General features: G+C 39.9%; 18 protein-coding genes. 9 read left to right on the top strand and 9 right to left on the bottom strand.

The window, feature by feature from the left end; all coding sequences use genetic code 11:
* Positions 1–8: 8 nt before the first annotated feature.
* Positions 9–713 carry an IS5 family transposase gene (locus HYU69_11240; protein MBI2270909.1) on the bottom strand — a complete coding sequence of 235 codons (705 nt, stop codon included), beginning with the start codon at positions 711–713 and terminating at the stop codon, positions 9–11.
* Positions 714–1,005: 292 nt separating this feature from the next.
* On the opposite strand from HYU69_11240, the gene HYU69_11235 reads away from it, so the two are divergent.
* A complete protein-coding gene (locus tag HYU69_11235; protein MBI2270908.1) occupies positions 1,006–1,356 on the top strand; it encodes an MmcQ/YjbR family DNA-binding protein in 351 nt (116 codons plus the stop codon).
* 1 nt (position 1,357) lies between these two features.
* Here the strand turns inward: HYU69_11235 and HYU69_11230 are convergent, their stop codons facing one another.
* Positions 1,358–2,335, bottom strand: coding sequence for an acyl-CoA desaturase (locus tag HYU69_11230; protein ID MBI2270907.1), 978 nt, complete (start codon positions 2,333–2,335; stop codon positions 1,358–1,360).
* A gap of 544 nt (positions 2,336–2,879) precedes the next feature.
* The gene (locus tag HYU69_11225) at positions 2,880–3,374 is read right to left on the bottom strand and encodes a hypothetical protein (GenBank protein ID MBI2270906.1); all 495 of its coding nucleotides are present in this window, start codon (positions 3,372–3,374) and stop codon (positions 2,880–2,882) included.
* 1,151 nt (positions 3,375–4,525) lie between these two features.
* Between HYU69_11225 and HYU69_11220 the strand changes: the two genes are divergently transcribed.
* From HYU69_11220 to HYU69_11200, 5 genes are all read left to right on the top strand, one after another.
* Positions 4,526–5,065 carry an SRPBCC family protein gene (locus tag HYU69_11220; GenBank protein MBI2270905.1) on the top strand — a complete coding sequence of 180 codons (540 nt, stop codon included), beginning with the start codon at positions 4,526–4,528 and terminating at the stop codon, positions 5,063–5,065.
* 143 nt (positions 5,066–5,208) lie between these two features.
* Entirely contained in the window at positions 5,209–7,248 is a 2,040-nt protein-coding gene (locus HYU69_11215) for a PD40 domain-containing protein (GenBank protein MBI2270904.1), read from the top strand.
* A gap of 119 nt (positions 7,249–7,367) precedes the next feature.
* Positions 7,368–7,889, top strand: a complete 522-nt coding sequence (locus HYU69_11210; protein MBI2270903.1) for a hypothetical protein — start codon at positions 7,368–7,370, stop codon at positions 7,887–7,889.
* Between the two features lie 103 nt (positions 7,890–7,992).
* Positions 7,993–8,337 (top strand): GxxExxY protein, encoded by a 345-nt coding sequence (locus HYU69_11205; GenBank protein ID MBI2270902.1) that lies wholly within the window; start codon positions 7,993–7,995, stop codon positions 8,335–8,337.
* A 20-nt stretch (positions 8,338–8,357) separates the two neighbouring features.
* Positions 8,358–9,923: a methylmalonyl-CoA mutase family protein gene (locus HYU69_11200; protein ID MBI2270901.1), complete on the top strand. Its 1,566-nt coding sequence runs from the start codon at positions 8,358–8,360 to the stop codon at positions 9,921–9,923.
* A gap of 38 nt (positions 9,924–9,961) precedes the next feature.
* Here the strand turns inward: HYU69_11200 and HYU69_11195 are convergent, their stop codons facing one another.
* Positions 9,962–10,261, bottom strand: coding sequence for a hypothetical protein (locus tag HYU69_11195; GenBank protein ID MBI2270900.1), 300 nt, complete (start codon positions 10,259–10,261; stop codon positions 9,962–9,964).
* 167 nt (positions 10,262–10,428) lie between these two features.
* Here HYU69_11195 and HYU69_11190 point away from each other — a divergent pair, with 167 nt between their 5' ends.
* Positions 10,429–11,157, top strand: coding sequence for a rhomboid family intramembrane serine protease (locus tag HYU69_11190; protein ID MBI2270899.1), 729 nt, complete (start codon positions 10,429–10,431; stop codon positions 11,155–11,157).
* 6 nt (positions 11,158–11,163) lie between these two features.
* Here HYU69_11190 and HYU69_11185 read toward each other — a convergent pair whose 3' ends face one another.
* Together HYU69_11185 and HYU69_11180 are read right to left on the bottom strand one after the other, a co-directional pair.
* On the bottom strand, positions 11,164–12,438 hold the full coding sequence (locus HYU69_11185; GenBank protein MBI2270898.1) for a hypothetical protein: 1,275 nt from the start codon (positions 12,436–12,438) through the stop codon (positions 11,164–11,166).
* The gene (locus tag HYU69_11180) at positions 12,398–12,634 is read right to left on the bottom strand and encodes a hypothetical protein (GenBank protein MBI2270897.1); all 237 of its coding nucleotides are present in this window, start codon (positions 12,632–12,634) and stop codon (positions 12,398–12,400) included. Before HYU69_11180 ends, HYU69_11185 begins: the two co-directional genes overlap by 41 nt.
* A 154-nt stretch (positions 12,635–12,788) precedes the next feature.
* On the opposite strand from HYU69_11180, the gene HYU69_11175 reads away from it, so the two are divergent.
* Complete coding sequence (locus HYU69_11175; GenBank protein ID MBI2270896.1) at positions 12,789–16,892, top strand: SBBP repeat-containing protein; 4,104 nt, start codon at positions 12,789–12,791, stop codon at positions 16,890–16,892.
* An 82-nt stretch (positions 16,893–16,974) separates the two neighbouring features.
* Here HYU69_11175 and rimM read toward each other — a convergent pair whose 3' ends face one another.
* Positions 16,975–17,520 (bottom strand): 16S rRNA processing protein RimM, encoded by a 546-nt coding sequence (gene rimM, locus HYU69_11170; protein ID MBI2270895.1) that lies wholly within the window; start codon positions 17,518–17,520, stop codon positions 16,975–16,977.
* 83 nt (positions 17,521–17,603) lie between these two features.
* Positions 17,604–18,188 carry a 30S ribosomal protein S16 gene (locus HYU69_11165; protein ID MBI2270894.1) on the bottom strand — a complete coding sequence of 195 codons (585 nt, stop codon included), beginning with the start codon at positions 18,186–18,188 and terminating at the stop codon, positions 17,604–17,606.
* A gap of 183 nt (positions 18,189–18,371) precedes the next feature.
* On the opposite strand from HYU69_11165, the gene secDF reads away from it, so the two are divergent.
* Positions 18,372–21,497 (top strand): protein translocase subunit SecDF, encoded by a 3,126-nt coding sequence (gene secDF / locus HYU69_11160; protein MBI2270893.1) that lies wholly within the window; start codon positions 18,372–18,374, stop codon positions 21,495–21,497.
* A 113-nt stretch (positions 21,498–21,610) separates the two neighbouring features.
* Here secDF and HYU69_11155 read toward each other — a convergent pair.
* Positions 21,611–21,758, bottom strand: a 148-nt coding sequence (locus HYU69_11155; protein MBI2270892.1) for a transposase, incomplete at its 5' end; no start/stop codon positions are given.

The following is a 21,758-nucleotide window of genomic DNA, read 5'->3' as shown; positions in this document are numbered from 1 at the left end:
GAAGTTGTTTAAAGTCGTCTTAATAAAATTACAGTAAAAGCCAATAAATTCAATGCTCTCCAATGAATTTTATTTGTTTCAAAACGCGTCAATAGTGCCTTAAATGCATCTAACCATGCATTTGTTCGCTCTATCACAAATCTACATTTGTATAGTAGGGCATCAAATAAATATTGCTCATTACTTCCATTTCTCGGATTAAGCACTATGTTGCCGACAATGTCTTTGCTAACACAATACTCCCTGAATTCTTTGCTGTCAAAACCGGAATCAGCGTTAAGAAACAAGCCTTCTGTTGCAATATCAGACGCTTCTATCGATTGAAGCATTTGTTGTACATTTTCTTTCAACTCATATGCATCATTATGATTGCCTGATATAGCATCGCTACAAGCCAACGGCACGCCTTGGTTATCAGCAATGATTAATAGATTTGTCGTTTTACATTTTTTTCTTCCTTGGTAATCAACAGCCTCACCTCCTCGTTTTGATGGTGTATGGGTGCCATCAAGCTGGACACTTGACATATCTAACAAATCTTTGTGATTGTTTAATACTGTTGTCCATACATTTTCCCACGAACCATCTTTACTCCATTTTTGAAAATGATAGTAAACTGCTTGCCATTTGTACTTTACCCTGAAGAATTGTTTCATAGGTAACTGCCGCCATTGACAACCTGTTTTTAGCCGATATAAAATAGCTTCTACCACTTGGTGCTTTTTAACTTTTGTATTGTTGAAACTATTGCCAAAACTCAAGTAAGGGCAAATCTCTTTTTATACTATTTTTGCTTATCATAATTTTTTTTTGACCCAATGGTACTTTTTATTCATTATTGATAAATATGTGCCATTGGGTTTTTATCAAAGTCAAATCTGTAAAACTTCTCAAAAAGGACTTTAAACAACTTCATAGTTAAAGTATGAAGGCAAAGCGAATTTTAGGTATCACAATTATTATTGTGGCAATTGTAATTTCAATTTTAGCATTATTGCAGTAAGAATGGTCAATCTGAAAACATTCCGAAAGATCGCGTTATCCTTCCCCGAAGCAACAGAGGAGCCGCACTTCGAAAAAATATCTTTCCGGGTAAATAAAAAAATATTTGCAACATATGATAGTAAGAATAAGCGGGCCTGTATCAAATTATCGGAAGTTGACCAGAATGTTTTCTCTTCTTTTGACAGGTCAGTTGTTTTTCCTGTCCCCGATAAATGGGGTAAACAAGGCTGGACATTCATAAATCTCAATAAAGTGCGTAAAGACATGTTCACGGATGCGCTGTCAATGGCTTACTGCATGCTAGCTCCGAAAAAATTTTCTTCGATTGTAAGGCTACGAGAAAAGGAATAATTTATTCTCTTCCCAATTTTTTTAACATCCTGACATGTCCACGCAATGCCTGCCAGAAAGTAGGTTCAACATGGTAAGGTATTCCAAAATCATCGGCTGCTATTTTTACAATTGGTGCCAGTTTGGGATAATGTACATGGCAAATACCCGTGAACAAATGATGCTCGATCTGGAAATTGAGTCCTCCTACAAACCAGGTTAAAATCCGGTTATTAGGTGCAAAATCTGTGGTGTTTTCTACTTCATGTATCGCCCAGGATTCTTCCATCCGCCTGCCATTAGTATCCACAGGTAATTCAAATGTAGAAGCCTCAACTATGTGCGATGGCTGAAAAATACAGGAAAGGAATAGTCCTGCTGTGAAATGCATAAGTAAAAAACCATAGAGGACATAATACCAGGGCATACCTGAGAAAAGAATGGGCAGGACCATTATATATGCATAGTAAAAAAGCTTGTACATAGTTATACGGAACAGAGCCTGTTTTAACGATACTTTATGTTTGGTAAGAAGATCGTGCTGTTTGTACCGTACCACCTGGCGATAATCTTTTGCTGTCATCCAGAAGAGAGTCATGATCATGTAAAAGAACCAAACATAAATGTGTTGATAACGATGAAACCAGTAGCGTGGCTGGCGTGGTGAGAAACGCAATAATTTTATACTGTCCAGGTCATCATCAAGCCCTGCAATATTGGTATATGTGTGATGCAATTGGTTATGCTGGATCTTCCACGTGACCGTATAGCCGCCGATGAGTTCCAGTATATAACCTATAAAGCTGTTCACTTTCTTGTTAGCTGAATATGTTCCATGATTAGCGTCATGCATTACCGATGTTCCTATACCGATCATACCCCAGGCCATCAGGAACCATAATCCGAAGAACAGCCAGGGCTGCCCTGCTGCCAAACCTATTGTCATTAAAGTATATGGCACGAAATACAGAAGTAAAATGACAATAGTCTTTACCCACATTTGGGTGTTTGCATAAGGGGAAATATTGTTTTTCCTGAAATATAAATTCACATTTGCAATTACTCTTTCATGAAAACTGTCTTTTCCGGAAGGAGCAAAGCGAACAATATTTAATTTTTCAACTTCCATTTTATTTTACTTCAAAAAAAATAGTATACAAAAAGTATGCTGATAGGTTGAAGTTGTACTTTGTATATCGATTTCCAGTCAATTTGGGATTAATCATTCGTCAAACCGGCCTCCCCGGCAGGCAGGTTGGTTTAGAACCGCATATGCCGGGTCTCAAAACCTTTAAAATCAAGTTTTCCAGGTATAGAATAATTGAAGGAAGAATTTTGTTTTGTGAATTTATTTCCTCAGTTATTCCATTACTTTACACAATAGATATTAGATGCCAAGTGTATATAGTGTTGTCGGCTTTCTCACAGGTTTCGACGAAGTTCAATCGGATGCGGCACATAATGATCACTATTTTTGAAACAGCTTGTAATTAAAAAGCCCTCATTTATCGGAGGGCTTTTTAATTAAAGAGCAATTCGATATTTTACTTTGTCATTTGCATCCATAATGGAATTTGTGTGCCCGTAGAGGTCAGACTGAATTTTACATTGTTCAAACCTAATGTAATAACACCATTGTTCACGGTAATATTCACACTTCCGCCCCAATAGCTATGGTAATCTGCCGAATGGACGAGATAGATGTAGGCTTGTGACGCCGATAGGGTTGTTGGAATAGTACCTCCTGCACCCGGCGAAATAATGCTCAATGTCATATTCGTAGCAGGAACTGCTGTCAAACCTGTGTATATCCAAATAGAGTTACCGCTTCCATAATTTCCGGTAATAAACCATTTTCCGTTCTGAAACTGCGCGGTTTTGGTTCCCACAGTGTAAACAGTTGTTGAAAACTTAACACTATCGGGTTTTGTTATTGTTGTTGGGGTTGTTGTTGTGTTAGTGTCTTCTTCTTTCTTTTTACAGGATACTATCGTCAAGACTCCGCATAAAGCGATCAGTAATATGTTTATTTTCTTCATGATTTTTTTATTTACGTGTATTCCAAATATACACTATTAAAATCTGAAAGCAAATTGAGAAATTGTTTTTAAATGAGGCAACCAGGCCGGCTTACCTGTCTGCAAATCCAATTTCCGGGTATGTGAATTTGAGTAAACTTGTATCACATTATGTTTCTGCAGAGTATCCACAGCAGTAGCTGCAGATTAAAGCGATCAGGCAGACTGAAATAATCAATAGCAATCTCAGTTTCTTATTTCAGTAATACTTTTAACAACGCATTCAGAATATTTTTTTTTCGCTTCCAGGTAAGCATCAGAATAATATTTCGCTTTAATTAAAACCTCTGATGTTTTGCCTTTACATTCAATAATGATTTTCCATTTTTTCATAATATAATAATGTTTGCCAGATAATAATGTTTACCGGGTTTAACATATCATATGCTAAACACAGGATTAATAATTGATTAAAAAGATTTATTGAAAAAAGCTAAAAGAAGGGAGGACCTCTTAATGTAATATCTGATTTATAGAAAGTGCTTAAGATGAAGGATGTCGTATGGATATCACGCCCCTTGTAAAATTGGTTGAATCGAAAGTCTGTAAATAAAGCATGGTCATCATATACCTGGGCCCGCTTATTCGGTATGATTTTATATTTTAAATAAGATGCATTTTTTATTGCATTTCTCGGCCGTTCGGCCTTATTGTGCTGACTGTATTTTGTCAAAAATTTATTGTCCGAAATTTTCAACACCTGTACCTGACCCAATGCACGGATATGAATAACTGAAAATACTACACTGAGCAAGATGATCAGTGGAAGCTTCAGTCTTTTTATAAAGGATAGTTTATTCAAACTCTTTTTGTTATTTGACCAACGTGTTAAATTTAAAAACTAAATATATAGTATTTTAACTTTTTTTTAATTTTTTTTAACGAAAATGTGTTATAAAATACAATCTGCCCGGATATACTGAAGAATGTTTCTAACGGTTTGTTATCTTTGAAGCATGAGTTTTTGTAAAGTTATTTTACAGGAACCTGAGTTTTTTATTGAATACAAATTAACACTAAATTTAATCATTAACTATGCCTGCGTTATGTTCCAGCCTGACTGATCATCTTGGGGGCAGGTTGGCCATAAACAGGCTTAAAACTAAAACAAAATGAAAATCGTAAAAGGGATTCTATTTACACTTTTGGGCATTGTTGCCCTTGTATTAATCACTGCCATATTTGTCAAAAAAGAATATGCCGTTGAACGTGAAATAACCATTAATAAACCCAAAACAGAGGTGTTTGATTACGTGAAATACCTGAAAAATCAGGATAATTTCAGTGTATGGGCCCAAATGGATCCTAAAATGAAAAAGGAATTCAGGGGTACTGATGCAACAGTTGGCGCGGTTTCTGCATGGGATAGTGAAATGGATAATGTGGGTAAAGGTGAGCAGGAAATAAAGAAAATAACAGAAGGCGAACGCCTTGATTTTGAATTGCGTTTTATGAAACCTTTTGAAGCAACTGATTACGCGTATATGACAACTGAAGCCATAGGTGAGGGTCAGACAAAAGTAAAATGGGGATTCAACGGCAAAATGCCTTACCCTATGAACCTGATGCTTCTTGGTATGGATATGGATCAAATGATAGGCAAGGACCTCGAAACAGGCTTGCAGAATTTGAAGGGAGTAATGGAGAAATAAAAAGAGTAGAAGAGTTTCGCGAAAAGATACAAAGCCCGCAAAGTAGTTTGTTGAAATTGTATAGTTTAACCCTTTGCGAACTTTGTGTCTTTGCGTGAAAAAGAATGGTAAGACTTGTGATCCATTGCGGTTCGTTTTTAATTATGAGAAATATAATAATATCCTTTGCTTTAAGTTTTTTATTCACTTCCGTTTCCTTCTCACAGGGTAAAGGCAAAAGCAAAGCTGATACAAAGCTCGTTTCCTGCCAGGAAATGGAGAATAAAGAGGCTCTTGAACTGTTCGAAAAAGCGAGCGATAAGAAGAAATTCAAAAAAGATGAGCGGATGAAATTCCTGGATCAGGCCCTGGCCCTGGAGCCGGACTACGTGGACGCTAATTTCTTATTCGCTATGGAAAAGATAAAGACGCTTATTTACGACAACAAGCCTTTTAAACCCGCCGAGCCTTATTTCAGGAAAGTTGTGGAGACATGTCCGCAATATCACTCCGATCCGTATTATTATTTAGGCTTTATCTATTACGAAGAGGAGAATTACGATTCAGCCAAAGTGTACCTGAAAAAATTCATCAACTTCAGTGATGACGACGATAAAAAATTCAATGAGAAGTACGATGCTTTTTTATACCAGGCCAAGCAAATGATGAAGTATGCCAAATTTTATTCCGAGATATTTAAAACCCCGGTTCCGTTTGATCCTAACCCTGTTCCCGGTATTTGTTCAAAAAGAGATGAGTATTTACCCATCATTTCACCGGATGATCAGATGATGATGTTTACAAGGAGAGTGCCTGTATTGTCAAAAGACAAGGTTTGGCAGAGTGATGCCGAAGCCGAACTTTTTTCGTACAGCATGCGGAATAAAAAAGGGGAGTTTGAAGTTGGTCAGCCTATGAAATCGCCCTTCAATAAGAGCGGCAATAACGAAGGCGGCGCTTCTCTTTCCATCGATAATAAGCACGTTTACTTTACTATTTGTAAGGATGAAGGTGGAGCCCAGGCCAATTGCGATATTTATTATTCTGATTACCTGGGTGAGGGCGACTGGAGTGAAATTAAACAGGTACCGGGTATTAATGATCCTGTGTATTGGGATTCGCAGCCATCAATAGCCGCCGACGGGAAAACACTTTTCTTCGCGAGCGACCGCAAAGGCAGTTTGGGCGGCTGTGATATCTTTAAAACTGTTCGCGACGAAACAGGTAAATGGAGCCCGCCGGTGAATCTTGGCCCGGTTATCAATACATCCGGAAATGAAAAGTCGCCCTTCATGCACTCCGATAGCGAAACCTTGTATTTTTCATCCGACGGACAAATGGGTATTGGCGGTTACGATATATTTTATTCGCGCAAAAACGACAAGGGCGAATGGACTGAACCCAAAAATATCGGTTACCCAATAAATAATAACTCAGATGACCTTGGTTTTTTTGTAAGTACAGATGGCAACCTGGGTTATTTCGCGACGAATCAGAAGTCTAAAGCCAACGGAAAAGGGGAGGGAGGATGGGATATTTATTCATTCGCCTTATACAAAGAAGCACGGCCCGATCATGTGGCCCTTATAACGGGTAAGGTAAAGGATAACGGGACAGAGCCATTGGAGAAAGTTAAAATTGAAATAAAGGATACGAAGACGAAACAAAAAATTGATGCTGTGGTTGATTCCGTTACCGGTCAGTATGCCGCTGTCATTAACCTGAAAAGGACAAAGGAAATAATCGTGACCATGAAGAAAGAGAATTATGCCTTCAGTTCGCAGGTTGTGGCCCTAAAGGATACTGTATTTAAAAAGCCGACAAAGGTTGATGTGGAAACTAAGCCGATTTCTGTAGGACAAACTTATGCACTTAATAATATCTATTATGAAACCAACTCCGCCGAACTTAAAAAGGAATCGATGATAGTTATTGAAGAGTTTGTGGAGTTTTTGAATACCAACCCCGGCATTAAAATTGAGATACAGGGACATACCGATAATATAGGCGATGATAAAAGCAACATGGCACTCTCGTCCGACCGTGCATTTACTGTGCTTGAAGCGCTCCAGCAACTGGGAGTATCAAAAGACAGGCTTATAGGTTTCAAAGGCTTTGGAAAGAACCAGCCCGTTGCCACCAATGATACGGAAGAGGGCCGCTCTAAAAACCGCAGAACCGAGTTTGTGATAGTGGAAAAATAAAAAACTGTTGGTGCATTGGTACTTCTACAGGCAGTATTTAAATGGATAAATTGAAAATGTGTAACTTGAAACCCCTAACCTGTAACCAATAACAGACAACCAACAACTTTTTTCTAACCATGGACCCATTTATAGAATTACTCAAGATCATTATCCCCGCCCTTATTGTATTTCTCACCTCATTTTATCTGCTTAAAAATTTTCTGGATAATGAGATCCGGAAGAAAATGATGGAGCTGAAAGGCGCGAATAAGGAACTGTTAACTCCTATCCGCCTGCAGGCTTATGAGCGGGTTGTATTGTTCCTGGAGCGCATCTCACCCAACAGCCTTGTAATGCGTGTTAACAGGCCAACATTATCATCCAAACAGTTGCATGTGGAGCTTGTGGCTGCTGTCCGTACAGAATTTGAACATAATTTGTCGCAACAAATTTACATGAGCACCGGTGCCTGGGACATGGTAAAGAACGCAAAAGAAGAAATAACCAAATTAATAAACCTGGTAGCCATGAAAGTTCCTGAAAACACCCCGGGCGGAGAACTTGCGCAATTGATAGTTGATTCGGCATCAAAACTCAATAAGTTGCCAACAACACTGGCTATCGAGTATATTAAAAAGGAAATCGGACAAACATTTTAGGTGCCTGCGAATTACGAATGGAACGAATCACAAATACGCAATCAGGTAAACTTAGGAGAGATGATATATTATATCCTGAATTAAGTTTTAACTTGTAGGATTATTGTTTGAAGTTAGTAATGAATTAGGAGGAAATATGCTTGAGAAACTTTATCAAAAAGCAATTGCAAGTATCTTGAAAAGGGAAGGAATTAATTTCAAAGAGGAAGTTGAGGTTAAATTGAATTTTGGCGACAAAGTTATTGCTAATGGCTATTTAGACTTTCTGATTGAAGATAAAATAATACTGGAGATAAAACGTGGCGATCGATTTATGAAAACCAACATAGATCAGCTAAATAGTTACCTAAAGATGACCAATTTGCAGCTCGGTATATTAGTTAATTTCACGTCAAAAGGGTTGTTGTTTAAACGAATAGTGAATATCCAAAGTAAGGAGCATTCGTAATTCGCCCCATTCGTAATCTAATGAAAGAAGAAGAACGTAAAGATAAATTTCTGACCGACTCAGGTATTGAAATAAAGCGAACGTATCCCAAACAGGATATCCCTGAAGAGCAACCGGGTAAATTTCCTTTTACACGCGGCGTGCAGGAAACCATGTACCGCAGTAAGCTATGGACAATGCGCCAGTACGCGGGATTTTCTACAGCGGAAGAATCAAACAAGCGTTACCATTACCTGTTAAAGAATGGCACAACAGGATTGTCGGTGGCTTTTGACCTGCCAACGCAGATTGGTTACGATTCTGATCATGCCATGTCGGATGGTGAAGTGGGGAAGGCGGGAGTGGCCATTGATTCGTTGAAGGATATTGAAATACTGTTTGAAGGGATAAATCTCGAAAGTATCACCACTTCCATGACCATCAACTCAACAGCTTCCATTTTGCTGGCCATGTATATCGCGCTGGCCAAAAAGCAGGGAGCCGATCTGAAAAAAATATCGGGGACTATTCAAAACGACCTGCTGAAGGAATACGCCGCGCGTGGTACATATATTTATCCGCCCAAAGCATCCATGCGGATCATAACTGACATCTTTGAATATTGCAGTAAAGAAGTGCCGAAGTGGAACACAATTTCCATCTCCGGTTACCACATTCGCGAAGCCGGTTCAACGGCCGTTCAGGAGCTTGCTTTCACACTTGCAAATGGAAAGGCATATCTTAAAGCAACAATTGAGAAAGGGCTTGATATCAACATGTTTGCCAAGCGGTTATCATTTTTCTTTAATGCACATAATAACCTTTTTGAAGAAGTGGCAAAGTTCAGGGCGGCACGCCGGATGTGGGCTAAAATAACTAAAGAATTAGGCGCGACGGATCCGCGTGCGCAGATGCTGCGTTTTCATACACAAACAGGTGGTTCAACTCTTACCGCGCAGCAGCCGCACAATAATATTACCAGGGTAACCATACAGGCACTTTCCGCGGTTTTGGGTGGAACACAATCATTGCACACCAATGGTTTTGACGAGGCCATTGCCCTGCCTACGGAAGAGGCGGCGCGCATAGCTTTACGCACACAGCAGATTATCGCTTACGAAAGCGGAGCAGCGGATACTGTAGATCCATTGGCGGGCTCTTATTTTGTGGAGGCATTGACCAACGAGGTGGAAGAGCAGGCATGGGAGTACATTCGTAAAATTGATGCTATGGGAGGTTCGGTAAGCGCTATTGAACAGGGCTATATACAGCAGGAAATAGCCGCCTCGTCCTATAAGTACCAGAGCGAAATTCAGAAGAATGAAAAAATAATTGTTGGTCAGAATAAATTTGAAACGGAGGAAAAGCCATTGCAAAATGTGTTTACCATAGATGATTCTGTTCGTTTGCAGCAAATAGAAAAAATTAAAAAAGTAAAAGGGGAGCGTGATAATGAGAAAGTCGCGGCCTTGTTAAACAAGCTCGGGGCTGATGCCCGGGGGACTACTAACCTGATGCCGACCATTCTATCGGCATGTGAAAGTTACGCGACGCTTGGTGAAATTGCCGATGTGATGCGGAAAGTTTTTGGTGAATACAAAAGTTGATTTTCGGGGTGCCGGGCAGAGTCGAAGCAAGGGGGAAATCAGATCTTTCCGGTAGGCAGATGGTTGTTAGCGGTTCGGGCTACCTTACCGGCATTTTTAAGAGACCCCGTACTTTTAGGGGCATTCTGGTGATTAGTGTTGATGAGTTTGAAAATAATAATAGGTATCTGTGTTTGACTGACACTGTCCTTTTTGGCAACAATGTGGGATATCTTAACAGGGGAGTGGGTTTCATTAACAACAGGAGCATTCGGATTATCAACAGAAAGACCGGGCAAGCCACTATTGTTGCCGGCAAAAACAAATAATAAGATATTATAGAGAAACTTTATAACCATATTTTCTGGCAAAGAAGTTGATACTAAGGTACAAATAAGTAAATTAAAATATCAACAGCAATGCATTTTTAACAGATTTTAACGTTTAAATTGGAATTTATCATATTTAGTATAACCATTTTGACTGAAATTAAGTATAAATAGTAATAAACTTGAAACTTTTTTCTATGGGCTTTCACCCGAATACGCGCCAGTTCTTCAGGATAGTATCCTTTCCGCTGCTGTTCATTGTTATGCTGTGGGCTGTACGTTTTGCCGATGAAGCGTTCGATCTTAACCTTGTGCGTTATGGAATTTATCCGCGCAGGTTTTCGGGTTTGGTAGGTATTATTTTAAGTCCGTTCATTCATGCTAGTTATTCACATCTAATCTCTAATTCAGTTCCCTTATTGTTTCTTGGTTTGATCATATTTTACTTTTACTATGAGGTCGCGTTTTCTGCTTTCTTCTGGGTGTATATTTCAACCGGGGTGTGGGTATGGATCGCAGGCCGTGATGCCTACCATGTAGGTGCCAGCGGTTTGATCTACAGCTTTGTCTGTTTTCTGTTTTACAGCGGCTTATTCAGGCGTAAGCAAAGCCTGATGGCACTTTCCCTGCTTATGATATTTTTATACGGCAGTTTGATATGGGGAGTTTTACCTTTGCAGCCAAAAATATCCTGGGAATCCCATTTACTGGGCGCTGTGGCCGGTTTCATTATCGCCTTCTTCCTTCGTAAAGAAGGCCCACAGCGCGAAAAGTTCGACTGGGAAAATGAAGCTGATGATGACGAAGATGATGATAGTGGAATGTCGGTAGTTGATGACACCCCTGTTGAACCGCGTCAACCGACCATCCGTTACCTGTATAAGCCCAATGATCCATCTTCTGATTCCGAAGTAAAGGTATCGTAGATCAAATTATCTCATTACTTTTTTCAACGCCTTTTCTTTTATAATATCAGTGAACGGACGGTTCTGTATCTTGGAATCCAGCCAGGAGATCAGGTCGAAAGAATCCAATATTTTTACTTCATAGGGATCTTTTGTTATTTCTTCCAGTTCTTTTTTTAATTCTTTGAAATAAGCTAAAAGTTTTTTCCGCGAATTTGCATGGGGTAATTTACTCCGGATAAACCGGAGTATGGCATCTTCTGTTTTATACAATATTTTTCGTTTAAACAGGAAGCGATAGGTAGAACGGATCTGATAGGGTAATAGTTCATCATTCTTTAGCTCATAATGAATGATCAGGTTCAATATTCTTGAAAGAGCAAGTACATCTTCCCTGAAATCCTGTGTTGATTCATTTAATAAGGTCGTATTCCATTTACGCGCCTCCTTATAATTCCCTGAAATTAAATAGATGACCGATAAGTTCAATAAGAGAGATAGGTTATACCTGGTTTCGGGACTGTTTTTCTTAATATAGTTTTCAGCCTGTATTGCAATCTGCAAGCCTTCTTTAATATAGCCAAGCGAGGTAAAGCCCGCCAGTAAATTACAATACGAAAGGGCCGTGCAATTTACCAGGTATTTTCTTTCTATGCCGTTTAAGTTCCAATCATGTATTTTCAGGAGTTGTGTCATCATTTCCATTGCTTTCTCTAATTCCTTATTCTGACAGCGTTGCGAGGTGAGATTGACCAGTACACCAAAATATTTTATTTTGTTCTCGATCAACAGATCGGGCCGTGATTCGAGGTTTTTCAATAAGGCTTCTGTGTGAAACGTGCTCCGTTTAAAATTATTTATCCGCTCATTATATAACATTAGGATCTGATGGTAGTAATGTTTTTCGCGGTAGCCTTCGGGTTCATTCTTCATAACCGGGTCCTGGATTATTTTAATCCATTGTCTTTTCAGTTTTTCATTCCTGAGCACTCCTTTTTTTAATAGTGCCAATACTGAATTTGTGAGGAAACTATACTTGCGGAGTACTATTGTTTTTTCGGTTAATTGCTTGTGTTCGTTGTAAACAGCACTGTCGCTCTGTAATGAATTATAGGTCCATTCTTTATGTAAAAGATCTAACCCTGCTTCATACTGTTCGTATGTATTTGCAAGGGACTTTATTTTTTGCAGTGTTTTATCTCTTAATTGTGTTAATCCTTTTTCATGCAGCATTTCCATATCAGCGGAAAGATCTCTTATTTTACTGCTTCCGGTTTTCCCGGAAGTACTTTTTTGCAACATGTATATTCCTGGCAAGTGGTTCCCCTGAAAGCATTTTTTTTAGCTGCCCTTCATCCGGTTTTTTTTGCTTCCCTACAGCATTAAATAATTTCAGGTAATTTTTTTTGCCGCCGTGTAGGGAAGAATAAACCTTGAAGTAGCGTTTCTCCGACTTATTAAGCGAATGAATTAATTGAAAAAGGTTGTCTTTAATCATAGAATACTTCGAAATATTTTAATTAAATAATTGATAATTAATATATTATATATAATAATATATAATAGATACCTTCAAAAATAATTAATTTTGACTCATCCTGAATGCGATTATCCATATATTTATTTCAAGTAAAGGTCAAAGATCAGTCAATATGAAAAGGTATATCATTCTATCCGTTTCTCTTTTTTTGTTTGTTGCGGGTGCTGCTGCGAAAGGCGAAGCTGTTGGGATGAAAGAACAAGTGAAGGAGTGGATGAAAAACCGACCGGTTAAGTTTCTCGAAAATAAAGGACAAATGACGGATGATCAAAATAATCCAATGTCATTTGTTCTTTTCAAAGCATCAACTCCCGGAACCGACATGTATATTACTGAAAAAGGAATTACGTACTTGTTTTTTAAAGCAGCAGAAGATGATGAAGAACGATCCCAGTTGAAGGAAATGAAAGAGGAGGAGGAAGGGTTAAAATACGCAAGAGTTGATATGAATATAAAAGGTGCTAGTATAAAAAAGGAAAATAGCATCGCCGAACAGCCTTCCGTCACTGATTTTAATTTTTTTGCTCCTCATTGTCCTGATGGTATTTACGGAGTTAAAGAGTACGGGAAGGTCACCATTAAAAACATATATCCCGGCATTGATTGGGTATTGTATAACTCCGATGCGGCCGGTTTTAAATACGATTTTACTGTTCATGCCGGGGCCGATCCTAAGCAAATAAAGCTTGTTTATGAATGGGCTCACCTGGATAAAAAAAGAAATGGGAACTTGGAAGTTTACACTCCTGTAGGGTCGGTCACAGATCATAAGCCTGTTTCATTTTTGGTAAGCTCAAATCAATCGGTTGAAACAGCTTTTAAAATTGAAAATAAAAATGAGGTGTCTTTTTCTATAAACGACTATGATAGTACTCAAACACTTGTCATTGATCCGCAACTGACATGGGCAACCTATTATGGAGGTAGTGATGATGAAGGGGCTTTAGATGTTGCGGTCGATAAAAATGGAAATGTTTACATAACAGGGTATTTATTGCGAAATACTTCGTTCCCGACTTTTAATCCGGCTGGAGGGGCTTATTACCAGGGTGTGAAAGCAAATGCCGGAATGAATGTTGCTATTGTTAAGTTTAACAATGCCGGGGTTCGTTTATGGGCTACCTATTACAGCGGTAATGTAAGTGATGCCGGTTATGCTATTACAACGGATAATGCCGGAAATGTATATGTGACCGGACAAACAAATTCAACCATTTTCCCTTTGCAGAATTTAGCGGGAGCATATAATCAAACTGTATATGGAGGAGGAGCAAGAGATATGTTTATACTCAAATTTAATTCTTCATCCGTCCGGCTTTGGGCTTCGTATTTTGGCGGAAGTTTGGAGGAAGATGCGGATTTGCCAAAAAAAGGAATTGCTATTGATAACATTGGTAATATATACGTAACAGGAGTAACTGCATCCTGGAAGGACTTCCCGTTAAAAAATCCCGGTGGAGGAGCTTATTTCCAGGGAGCCATGTGGGGTTTGGATGTTTATGTATTAAAATTCAGCGTCGGTTCGCATTCACTGCTCTGGTCTACTTATTTCGGCGGATCGGGATTAGAGGCTGGAAACGGAATAGCTGTAGATGCTTTTAATAATGTATATATTACGGGTTATACCACATCAACCGACTTTCCGGTTAAAAGTTTACCGGGGGCATATAATCAGCCTGTTTATGGAGGTGGAAATCAGGATATTTTTGTTGCAAAATTTGATGGAGCCAATTCATCAGCTATCTGGTCAACGTATTACGGCGGAAGCAAAGATGACTGGGGAGCCAACGTAGTAGTAAATACTACCGGAGATATTTTTGTGGCAGGGAAAACACAAACAGGCGGTACTCCTAATAATTTTCCGCTTTATAATCCCGGTGGAGGAGCTTATTATGAAGGAGTATCTGCCGGCACGCAGATGGGTGTAATTATAAAATTCAATGCGGGCAGTCTTGCCTGTGGATGGTCAACATATTATGGTGGCCCATCCGGTTTTTACGCTATTGACATAGCCGCTGATAAATGCGGAAATGTTTATATTACAGGTTGTGCAGGTCCCTCCATGCCTGTTTTAAACCCGGGTGGGTGTAGTAATTATTTTAGCGGGTATACTGGCGCTAGCGGTATAATTGCAGTAATAGAGTTTAATTCTAATTGTGCTCGTTTATGGGCCACTTATTTTGGAGGAACAAATGACCGGGATTGGACGAATGCAATAGCAGTAAGTAATACAATGGATGTATATGCCGTTGGCGAGTATACTTCTACCACAGGAATACCGCTTACAAACCCGGGTGCCGGGGCCTATTTTCAAACAGCTAATGGCGGCGGGACAGGTCCTGATGATTGGGCCATAGTGAAGTTTTCGCCTGTTCCTCATATAATAACTAAGGCACAGATTGATCCGGCATCCTGCTCCTGCAATGGCAGCGCAACGGTAACTATTAATTGCGGCTTGCCTCCTTATACGTATAAATGGAGCAACGGTCAGACTTTGAATACTAACAGCACCACTAACACAAATGGCGGCTTGTGCCCCGGTCTTTACAGTGTTACGATAACTGATGGCGCTTGCATTCAAATACCTGATACAATAACTTTTAATATTGCCGGGACTGCCGGAAGCGTTTCACTGAATAGTAATTTCCAAAATAATAATAGCTGTACTGCTTCTTGTACGGGGAGTGCAACCGTTTCTGTAAGCAACGGCAGTGCTCCGTATGTATATTCATGGAGTAACGGAATAACTACAAATGTTAACAATGGGCTTTGTGCAGGCACATATTCTGTGGCAGTGAAAGATGCCGGTGGTTGTACTGCTGTATTAAGCGTAAATATTACACAGCCGTCGCAAATGGTTTCCTGGTATTCAACACAGTGGTTGTGTTCTTCTAATAATGCAACAGCCACAGTTGGTGTTGCAAATGCAGCGGCGCCTTTTAATTACTCCTGGAATAATGGACAAACCACGCAAACAGCAAGCGGATTAATCGCAGATAATTATACTGTAACCATTACAGACAGTAAGGGCTGTACGATAAGCCAGGCAATAAATATAATTCAGCCGGCTGTTTTAGCTGCCACGGTCTCCGGAACAAATATCAGCTGTAATATAAATGGGAAGGCCTCTGTCACTGCATCTGGCGGAACAGCGCCTTATGCATATAAGTGGAGCGACGGCCAGGTTTCACCTGGCATTTCCTATATAGGGGCAGGAGGGTACACGGTAACAGTTACTGATGGAAATGGATGTATGGCTACCACTAATGTTACTATTACCAGTACGAGTTCTGTATCTGCTTTGTTTACGCCATCGGGCGGTGCAACTGTTTGCGCCGGTACACTCGTAAATTTTAAAAATGCCGGAACGCCTCCGGGTGCGGGAATTACTTATAGCTGGATCGTTTTGCCTGCAATTGCCAGCGGCACAACCACAGATTTTTCGTATATGTTTTTAACTGCGGGCACATATACTGTTCAGCACTCCGTTATCACTGCATCATGCAGTAATAACGTAAACAGCCCAGTAACTGTTATTAACTGTAATGCTCCTGCTGTAACCGCCACCGGTAATACTGTTTGCCAGGGTGGCTGCACCACAGTAACATCCAGCGGTACAGGAGGTATAACTCCTTATACTTATTTATGGAGCAGTGGGGCCACAACACAAAATATAAATTCATGTCCGGTTACCACAACCACTTACACGGTAACAATAAATGATTCAGGAGGAACTACTGCTACTTCCACAGCAGTTGTAACTGTAAATCCGGGTGTTACTGTTTCAACAACTGCAACAAATATTAATTGTAACGGAGGAACCGGTTCATTAACTGCCTCAGTAGGAAGTGGGACTTCACCTTATCTCTACAACTGGAGCAACGGACAAACTTCGCAAACGGCTACGGGCCTTACTGCGGGAAATTATATAGTAACAGTTATTGATACCAAAGGCTGTACATCAACTACAACCACCGCAATAATTTCACCACCGCCATTGATTGGCCAATTTACCAAAGGCACTGCAAGCTGCGCAGGCTGCGGCTGTAAGGAATGGATAATGGTAAATGCAACGGGAGGCACAAGCCCCTATATTTACGCTTGGCCTGATGGATATGCCAACAGATACAAAAATCAGCTTTGCCCGGGTAATTATACTGTAAATATTAAAGATAAGAATGGGTGTAGCGTGAATATAAACCTGAATGTACCGTGAGGGGGCCGGAAGTTATTAGTTGATGGTTGTCAGTTGTTAAAATTGGGGGAGGTTAAAACAACTAACAACCAACAAGCATCAACTATTCCCCTTCATTCCCCTTTTTCAGATAAACATCCACCAAACCCTCCGGTGTATTCACATCCAGGCATTTATTCCCGCGGTCGACTTTAATAATAAATTCATTCCGAAGGGGGATCAATATTTCATTCTTGTTACCATCTCTTACCTGGATAATATTTTGTCCCGGAAACTCTAACACGGCTTCAACCGTACCAATATTTCCATGAGTTTTATCATTCACTGCAAACCCGATTATTTCGTGAAAATAAAATTTTTTATCATCCAGTTTGGGTAAAAAAGAAAGTGGAAGAAAAACTTCTGTATTGTTGATCATACCTGCTTGTTCAATGGTATTTATTCCATCCAACTTAACAATGGCATGTTTGTTTTTTATAGTAATTCCCTCAATAAAAAACGGAACGAGTTGCTGATTGATCTCAATAAAAACGGACTCTAACTTTTTATAACGCGATGCATCATCAACATCGAGCGCAATAACAATTTCACCCTTTACGCCATGAAGTTTACTTACGTGACCCAGCTTGAAACAATCTTGTTTATCCATATAGTCACTTCGAGCTTGTCGAGAAGCAAAAAGCAGTCCCGCTTGAGCAGGACTGCTTCTATTTTATTTAATATTCAAAGGAATTACGCTTGTGGAGCTTCTGTTGGGGCTTGTGCTTCAGCAGCAGCAGGTGCTTCGGGGGCAGCTTCAGCTACAGGCGCTTTAGCAGCGGCTTTTGCGGCAGCAGCTTCAGCCTCAGCGGCAGCCTGAGCAGCTACTTTAGCCGAAATCTTTGCAGCTTTGGCTTCTTTGGCGGCAGCTTCCAATTCAACTCTCTTGTTGTAAGCAGCTTTCTTTGAATCGCTAAGACTGTTAACAGTACTTGCGATCTTGGCTTCTTTATCCGCTAACCATTTAGTGAATTTTGCTTCAGCCTGTTCAAGGGTTAACGCTTTTTTCGCAACTCCGCGCAACAGGTGGTCTTTATACATTACACCTTTGTGCGAAAGGATCGCTTTAGCGGTATCCGTTGGCTGTACGCCCTTTTGGATCCAATAAAGTGCTCTTTCGAAGTTGAAATCAATAGTTGCCGGATTTGTTCTTGGATTGTACGTACCTAACTTTTCGATGAATTTTCCATCACGAGGTGCACGACCATCGGCTACGATCAGGTGAAAAAATACCTGGTCTTTCTTTCCATGTCTTGTTAATCTGATTTTTGTAGGCATTGTTTTATAAGTTTTTGTTAAAAAGGACTGCGAATATCGTGAAAAAATGTGAAACAGCAAGTAAAAAGGCACAGCTTTTCTTTAATAGCGTAAAATTGGTAAATCTCGATTCAAACTATATCTTTGTGCCCCTGTTTTGGAAAGAAGCGAAATTTAATATAAACTCTTAATTTTTAAATAATTATGCAGAATAAAGGAGCGATCAGGCTATTTGCGATTTTATTGGCACTCGCCTGTATTTACTATTTGTTGTTTACATATATAACACGAGGTGTTGAAAATGAAGCCAAACAATACGCCCGGCAATATGTTGAGCGTGCTGATGTAGTTAACGCCGCAAAAATATATGCCGGTGCTGATCCGGTTAAGATACCTTATTTTATTGATTCGGTTTATGCTGCCAGGGAAGAAAGTTACCTGGATTCAATAAAAAAGAAACCCGTATACAATATAGGTATCACTAAGTTTACTTATGAAGCCTGTAAAGAGCAGGAGATCAACCTTGGTCTTGACCTGCGCGGTGGGATGAACGTAACACTGGAGATATCGGTTGCCGACATCATTCGCCAGATGTCCAATAACAGTCCTGATAAAACATTTAACCAGGCACTTGCCGAAGCGCAAAAGCAAATGGGTAAATCGGACAAGAATTTCGTTACCCTGTTTGGTGAAAATTTCAAGCGTATAGATCCTAATGCACACCTTGCGGCCAATTTTCAAACCATTGAGCTGAAAGGTAAAATTGACTACAATAGCAGCGATGAAAAGGTATTGGCATTTATCCAGGATCGTGTACAGGAAGCAATTGAAACATCGGAAAAAACATTAAGGGCGCGTATTGATAAATTCGGGGTCGCTCAACCTAACATCCAGAAGCTGGAAGCATCGGGACGTATTTTAGTTGAGTTGCCCGGAGTTAAGGATAAAGAGCGTGTTCGTAAACTGTTACAGGGAACAGCGAACCTTGAGTTTTGGGAAACTTATGATAATAAGGACATTTATCCTTTACTGAATGACGCGAATAAGCGTTTGAAAGAGATACTATCACCGGTTGATACAACAGAAAAGGCTCAAACAGATTCAACTGTTGCCAAGCTTGATACTGCAAAGGTAAAGGCGCCGCAGGCAACCATGCTCGCGCAGGATTCGGCTAAAGCCACTTCCTTATCACAACAGTTAAAAGGTAAGCCGGACTCCGCAAAAACTATGACCGGTTCTGCATCAAGCGATACTTCAATGCAGCGAATGACTAAAGAGAATCCTTTGTTCTATGTATTTCGTCCTTCAATGAACCAGGACCCTAAAACTCAGCAGTATTACATGGCGGAAGGACCTGTTGTAGGATATGCGCTTGTAAGTGATACAGGGAAAGTCAACGACTACCTGAAAAATGAAAAAATAAGAAAAATATTTCCTCCCAAAGCCAAATTTTTGTGGACGTTCAAACCTGTAGATGCTGAAGGCACTACTATGCAATTAGTAGCTATAAAAGTAAATAGCAGGGATGGTAAAGCTCCGCTATACGGGGATATTATAACTGATGCCCGTAAACAATTTGAACAGCAGGGTTCGGGCACACCTCAGATTGCGATGAGCATGACCAATGAGGCCGCACAGATATGGAAGCGTCTTACAAAAGAGAATATCGGAAAAAGTATAGCCATTGTTCTGGATAACAGCGTTTACTCATTTCCCACTGTACAGGGAGAGATCGGAGGAGGTACTTCTACCATAACCGGTAATTTCAGTGTGAAAGAGGCAGATGACCTGATCAACGTATTAAAGGCGGGTAAACTTCCTGCCCCTGCGCGAATTGTCGCCGAAGATACTGTTGGTCCTACCTTAGGTCAGGAAGCGATCAGTTCAGGTTTGAAATCATTTGTTATCGCTTTATTGATAGTGCTCGTGTTTATGGGCTTTTATTACAGTAAGGCCGGATGGGTGGCGGATGTTGCGCTATTTGCTAACGTATTCTTTGTAATGGGTATCCTGGCCTCCATGGGTGCTGTATTAACACTTCCGGGTATTGCGGGTATAGTTCTTACCATTGGTATGTCCGTTGATGCCAACATCCTTATTTTTGAGCGTATACGTGAAGAACTCGCAAGCGGGAAAGGAACAGGACTCGCAATTAAAGAGGGTTTCAAAAATGCCATGTCTTCCATCATAGACTCGAACGTAACCACATTGTTGTTGGGTATTATCCTGTTTGTTTTTGGTTCAGGTCCCATCCAGGGCTTTGCTACAACACTTATAATCGGTATTCTTACCTCGTTGTTTTCAGCGATATTTATTACCCGTTTAATATTTGATAGTTTGTTGAAACGCAATTCGGAAATACCATTTTCAAATAAGTACACCGCTAATGTTTTAAAAAATATCAATATCGATTTCGTTGGCAAACGTAAATTGTATTATCTCTTTTCGGGAACAATAATTTTATTGGGTGTTATTTTCTATATCAAACACGGTGGTTTTAAACTCGGGGTTGACTTTAAAGGAGGGCGTACTTATGTGGTTCGTCTTGCTGAAGAGAAGGAAACACAGCAGGTGCGTGAGGCCTTAACAGGCGCTTTCGGGACTGCTCCTGAAGTTAAAACATACGGAGAAGGTTCGCAATTGAAAATAACCACAGCTTACCTTATTGATGATAATGACGCGAATTCTGAGGCGAAAGTGGAGGAGAAGCTGAAAGAAGGCTTAGGTAAACTCAATGTGAAGTATGAAATAATGAGTTCAACGAAAGTTGGAGAAACTGTATCACGCGATATTAAAAGTAAAGCCGTTTGGGCTGTGTTATTCTCTTGCCTGATCATGTTCATATTCATCTTTATCCGGTTTAAAAAATGGCAATATGGTTTAGGTGCGGTAGCGGCGTTATTCCACGACGTACTTATTGTATTATCCTGCTATACGATTTTTGACGGCTTGCTTCCCTTTGACCTGGAGATCGACCAGCATTTTATCGCAGCCATCCTTACGGTAATGAGTTATTCGATGACCGATACAGTGGTTGTATTTGACAGGATACGTGAATATCTTACAGATAAAAACAAAACCGACCTTGTAGGAGATGAAAAGAATACTGTTATCAATTACGCGCTGAACGGTACTCTTAGCCGTACTATTCTTACGTCCCTAACTATTTTCTTCGTGTTGTTAGCCATCTTTATTTTTGGTGGTACAACAATTAAAGGATTCTCCTTCGCATTATTAATAGGTATCGTAATCGGTACTTATTCTTCAATTTGTATCGCTACGCCGATAGTAATTGATTTTGACAGGAAGAAAAAAGATGAGGTGAAGTAGCCTCACACCCTGCCCTCTCCAAAGGAGAGGGTGCCAGCACTCAAAAGGGGCTGTCTCAAAAGGGCAGCCTCTTTTTTGATTATGGTTTAAGCAAAAAAAGTAAGTAATGTCGGTTATGCCACCGCCCATTTTTTGAGATTGTGGGCTAAAACGAGTAGTCCAGTTTCAATTTGCACCCTGCTATTACCTCTTAAGGTAAATCTACGGAAGCCTTTGTTGTTTTTCCTGACTTGTCCGGTAAAAATTTCGTAAAAAATAAAT

Source organism: Bacteroidota bacterium (assembly GCA_016183775.1).
In the GTDB taxonomy this organism is placed as follows: domain Bacteria; phylum Bacteroidota; class Bacteroidia; order JABDFU01; family JABDFU01; genus JABDFU01.
Note: the sequence above shows the minus strand (reverse complement) of the source record. Positions and strands in the feature narration are given on the sequence as shown.

Coding starts and splice junctions, on each gene's coding strand:
- HYU69_11235 (MBI2270908.1), top strand. CDS start 1,006: ATGGTCAATCTGAAAACATTCCGAAAGATCGCGTTATCCTTCCCCGAA.
- HYU69_11230 (MBI2270907.1), bottom strand. CDS start 2,335: ATGTGGGTAAAGACTATTGTCATTTTACTTCTGTATTTCGTGCCATAT.
- HYU69_11225 (MBI2270906.1), bottom strand. CDS start 3,374: ATGAAGAAAATAAACATATTACTGATCGCTTTATGCGGAGTCTTGACG.
- HYU69_11220 (MBI2270905.1), top strand. CDS start 4,526: ATGAAAATCGTAAAAGGGATTCTATTTACACTTTTGGGCATTGTTGCC.
- HYU69_11215 (MBI2270904.1), top strand. CDS start 5,209: ATGAGAAATATAATAATATCCTTTGCTTTAAGTTTTTTATTCACTTCC.
- HYU69_11210 (MBI2270903.1), top strand. CDS start 7,368: ATGGACCCATTTATAGAATTACTCAAGATCATTATCCCCGCCCTTATT.
- HYU69_11200 (MBI2270901.1), top strand. CDS start 8,358: ATGAAAGAAGAAGAACGTAAAGATAAATTTCTGACCGACTCAGGTATT.
- HYU69_11195 (MBI2270900.1), bottom strand. CDS start 10,261: ATGGTTATAAAGTTTCTCTATAATATCTTATTATTTGTTTTTGCCGGC.
- HYU69_11190 (MBI2270899.1), top strand. CDS start 10,429: ATGGGCTTTCACCCGAATACGCGCCAGTTCTTCAGGATAGTATCCTTT.
- HYU69_11185 (MBI2270898.1), bottom strand. CDS start 12,438: ATGTTGCAAAAAAGTACTTCCGGGAAAACCGGAAGCAGTAAAATAAGA.
- HYU69_11180 (MBI2270897.1), bottom strand. CDS start 12,634: ATGATTAAAGACAACCTTTTTCAATTAATTCATTCGCTTAATAAGTCG.
- HYU69_11175 (MBI2270896.1), top strand. CDS start 12,789: ATGAAAAGGTATATCATTCTATCCGTTTCTCTTTTTTTGTTTGTTGCG.
- rimM (MBI2270895.1), bottom strand. CDS start 17,520: ATGGATAAACAAGATTGTTTCAAGCTGGGTCACGTAAGTAAACTTCAT.
- HYU69_11165 (MBI2270894.1), bottom strand. CDS start 18,188: ATGCCTACAAAAATCAGATTAACAAGACATGGAAAGAAAGACCAGGTA.
- secDF (MBI2270893.1), top strand. CDS start 18,372: ATGCAGAATAAAGGAGCGATCAGGCTATTTGCGATTTTATTGGCACTC.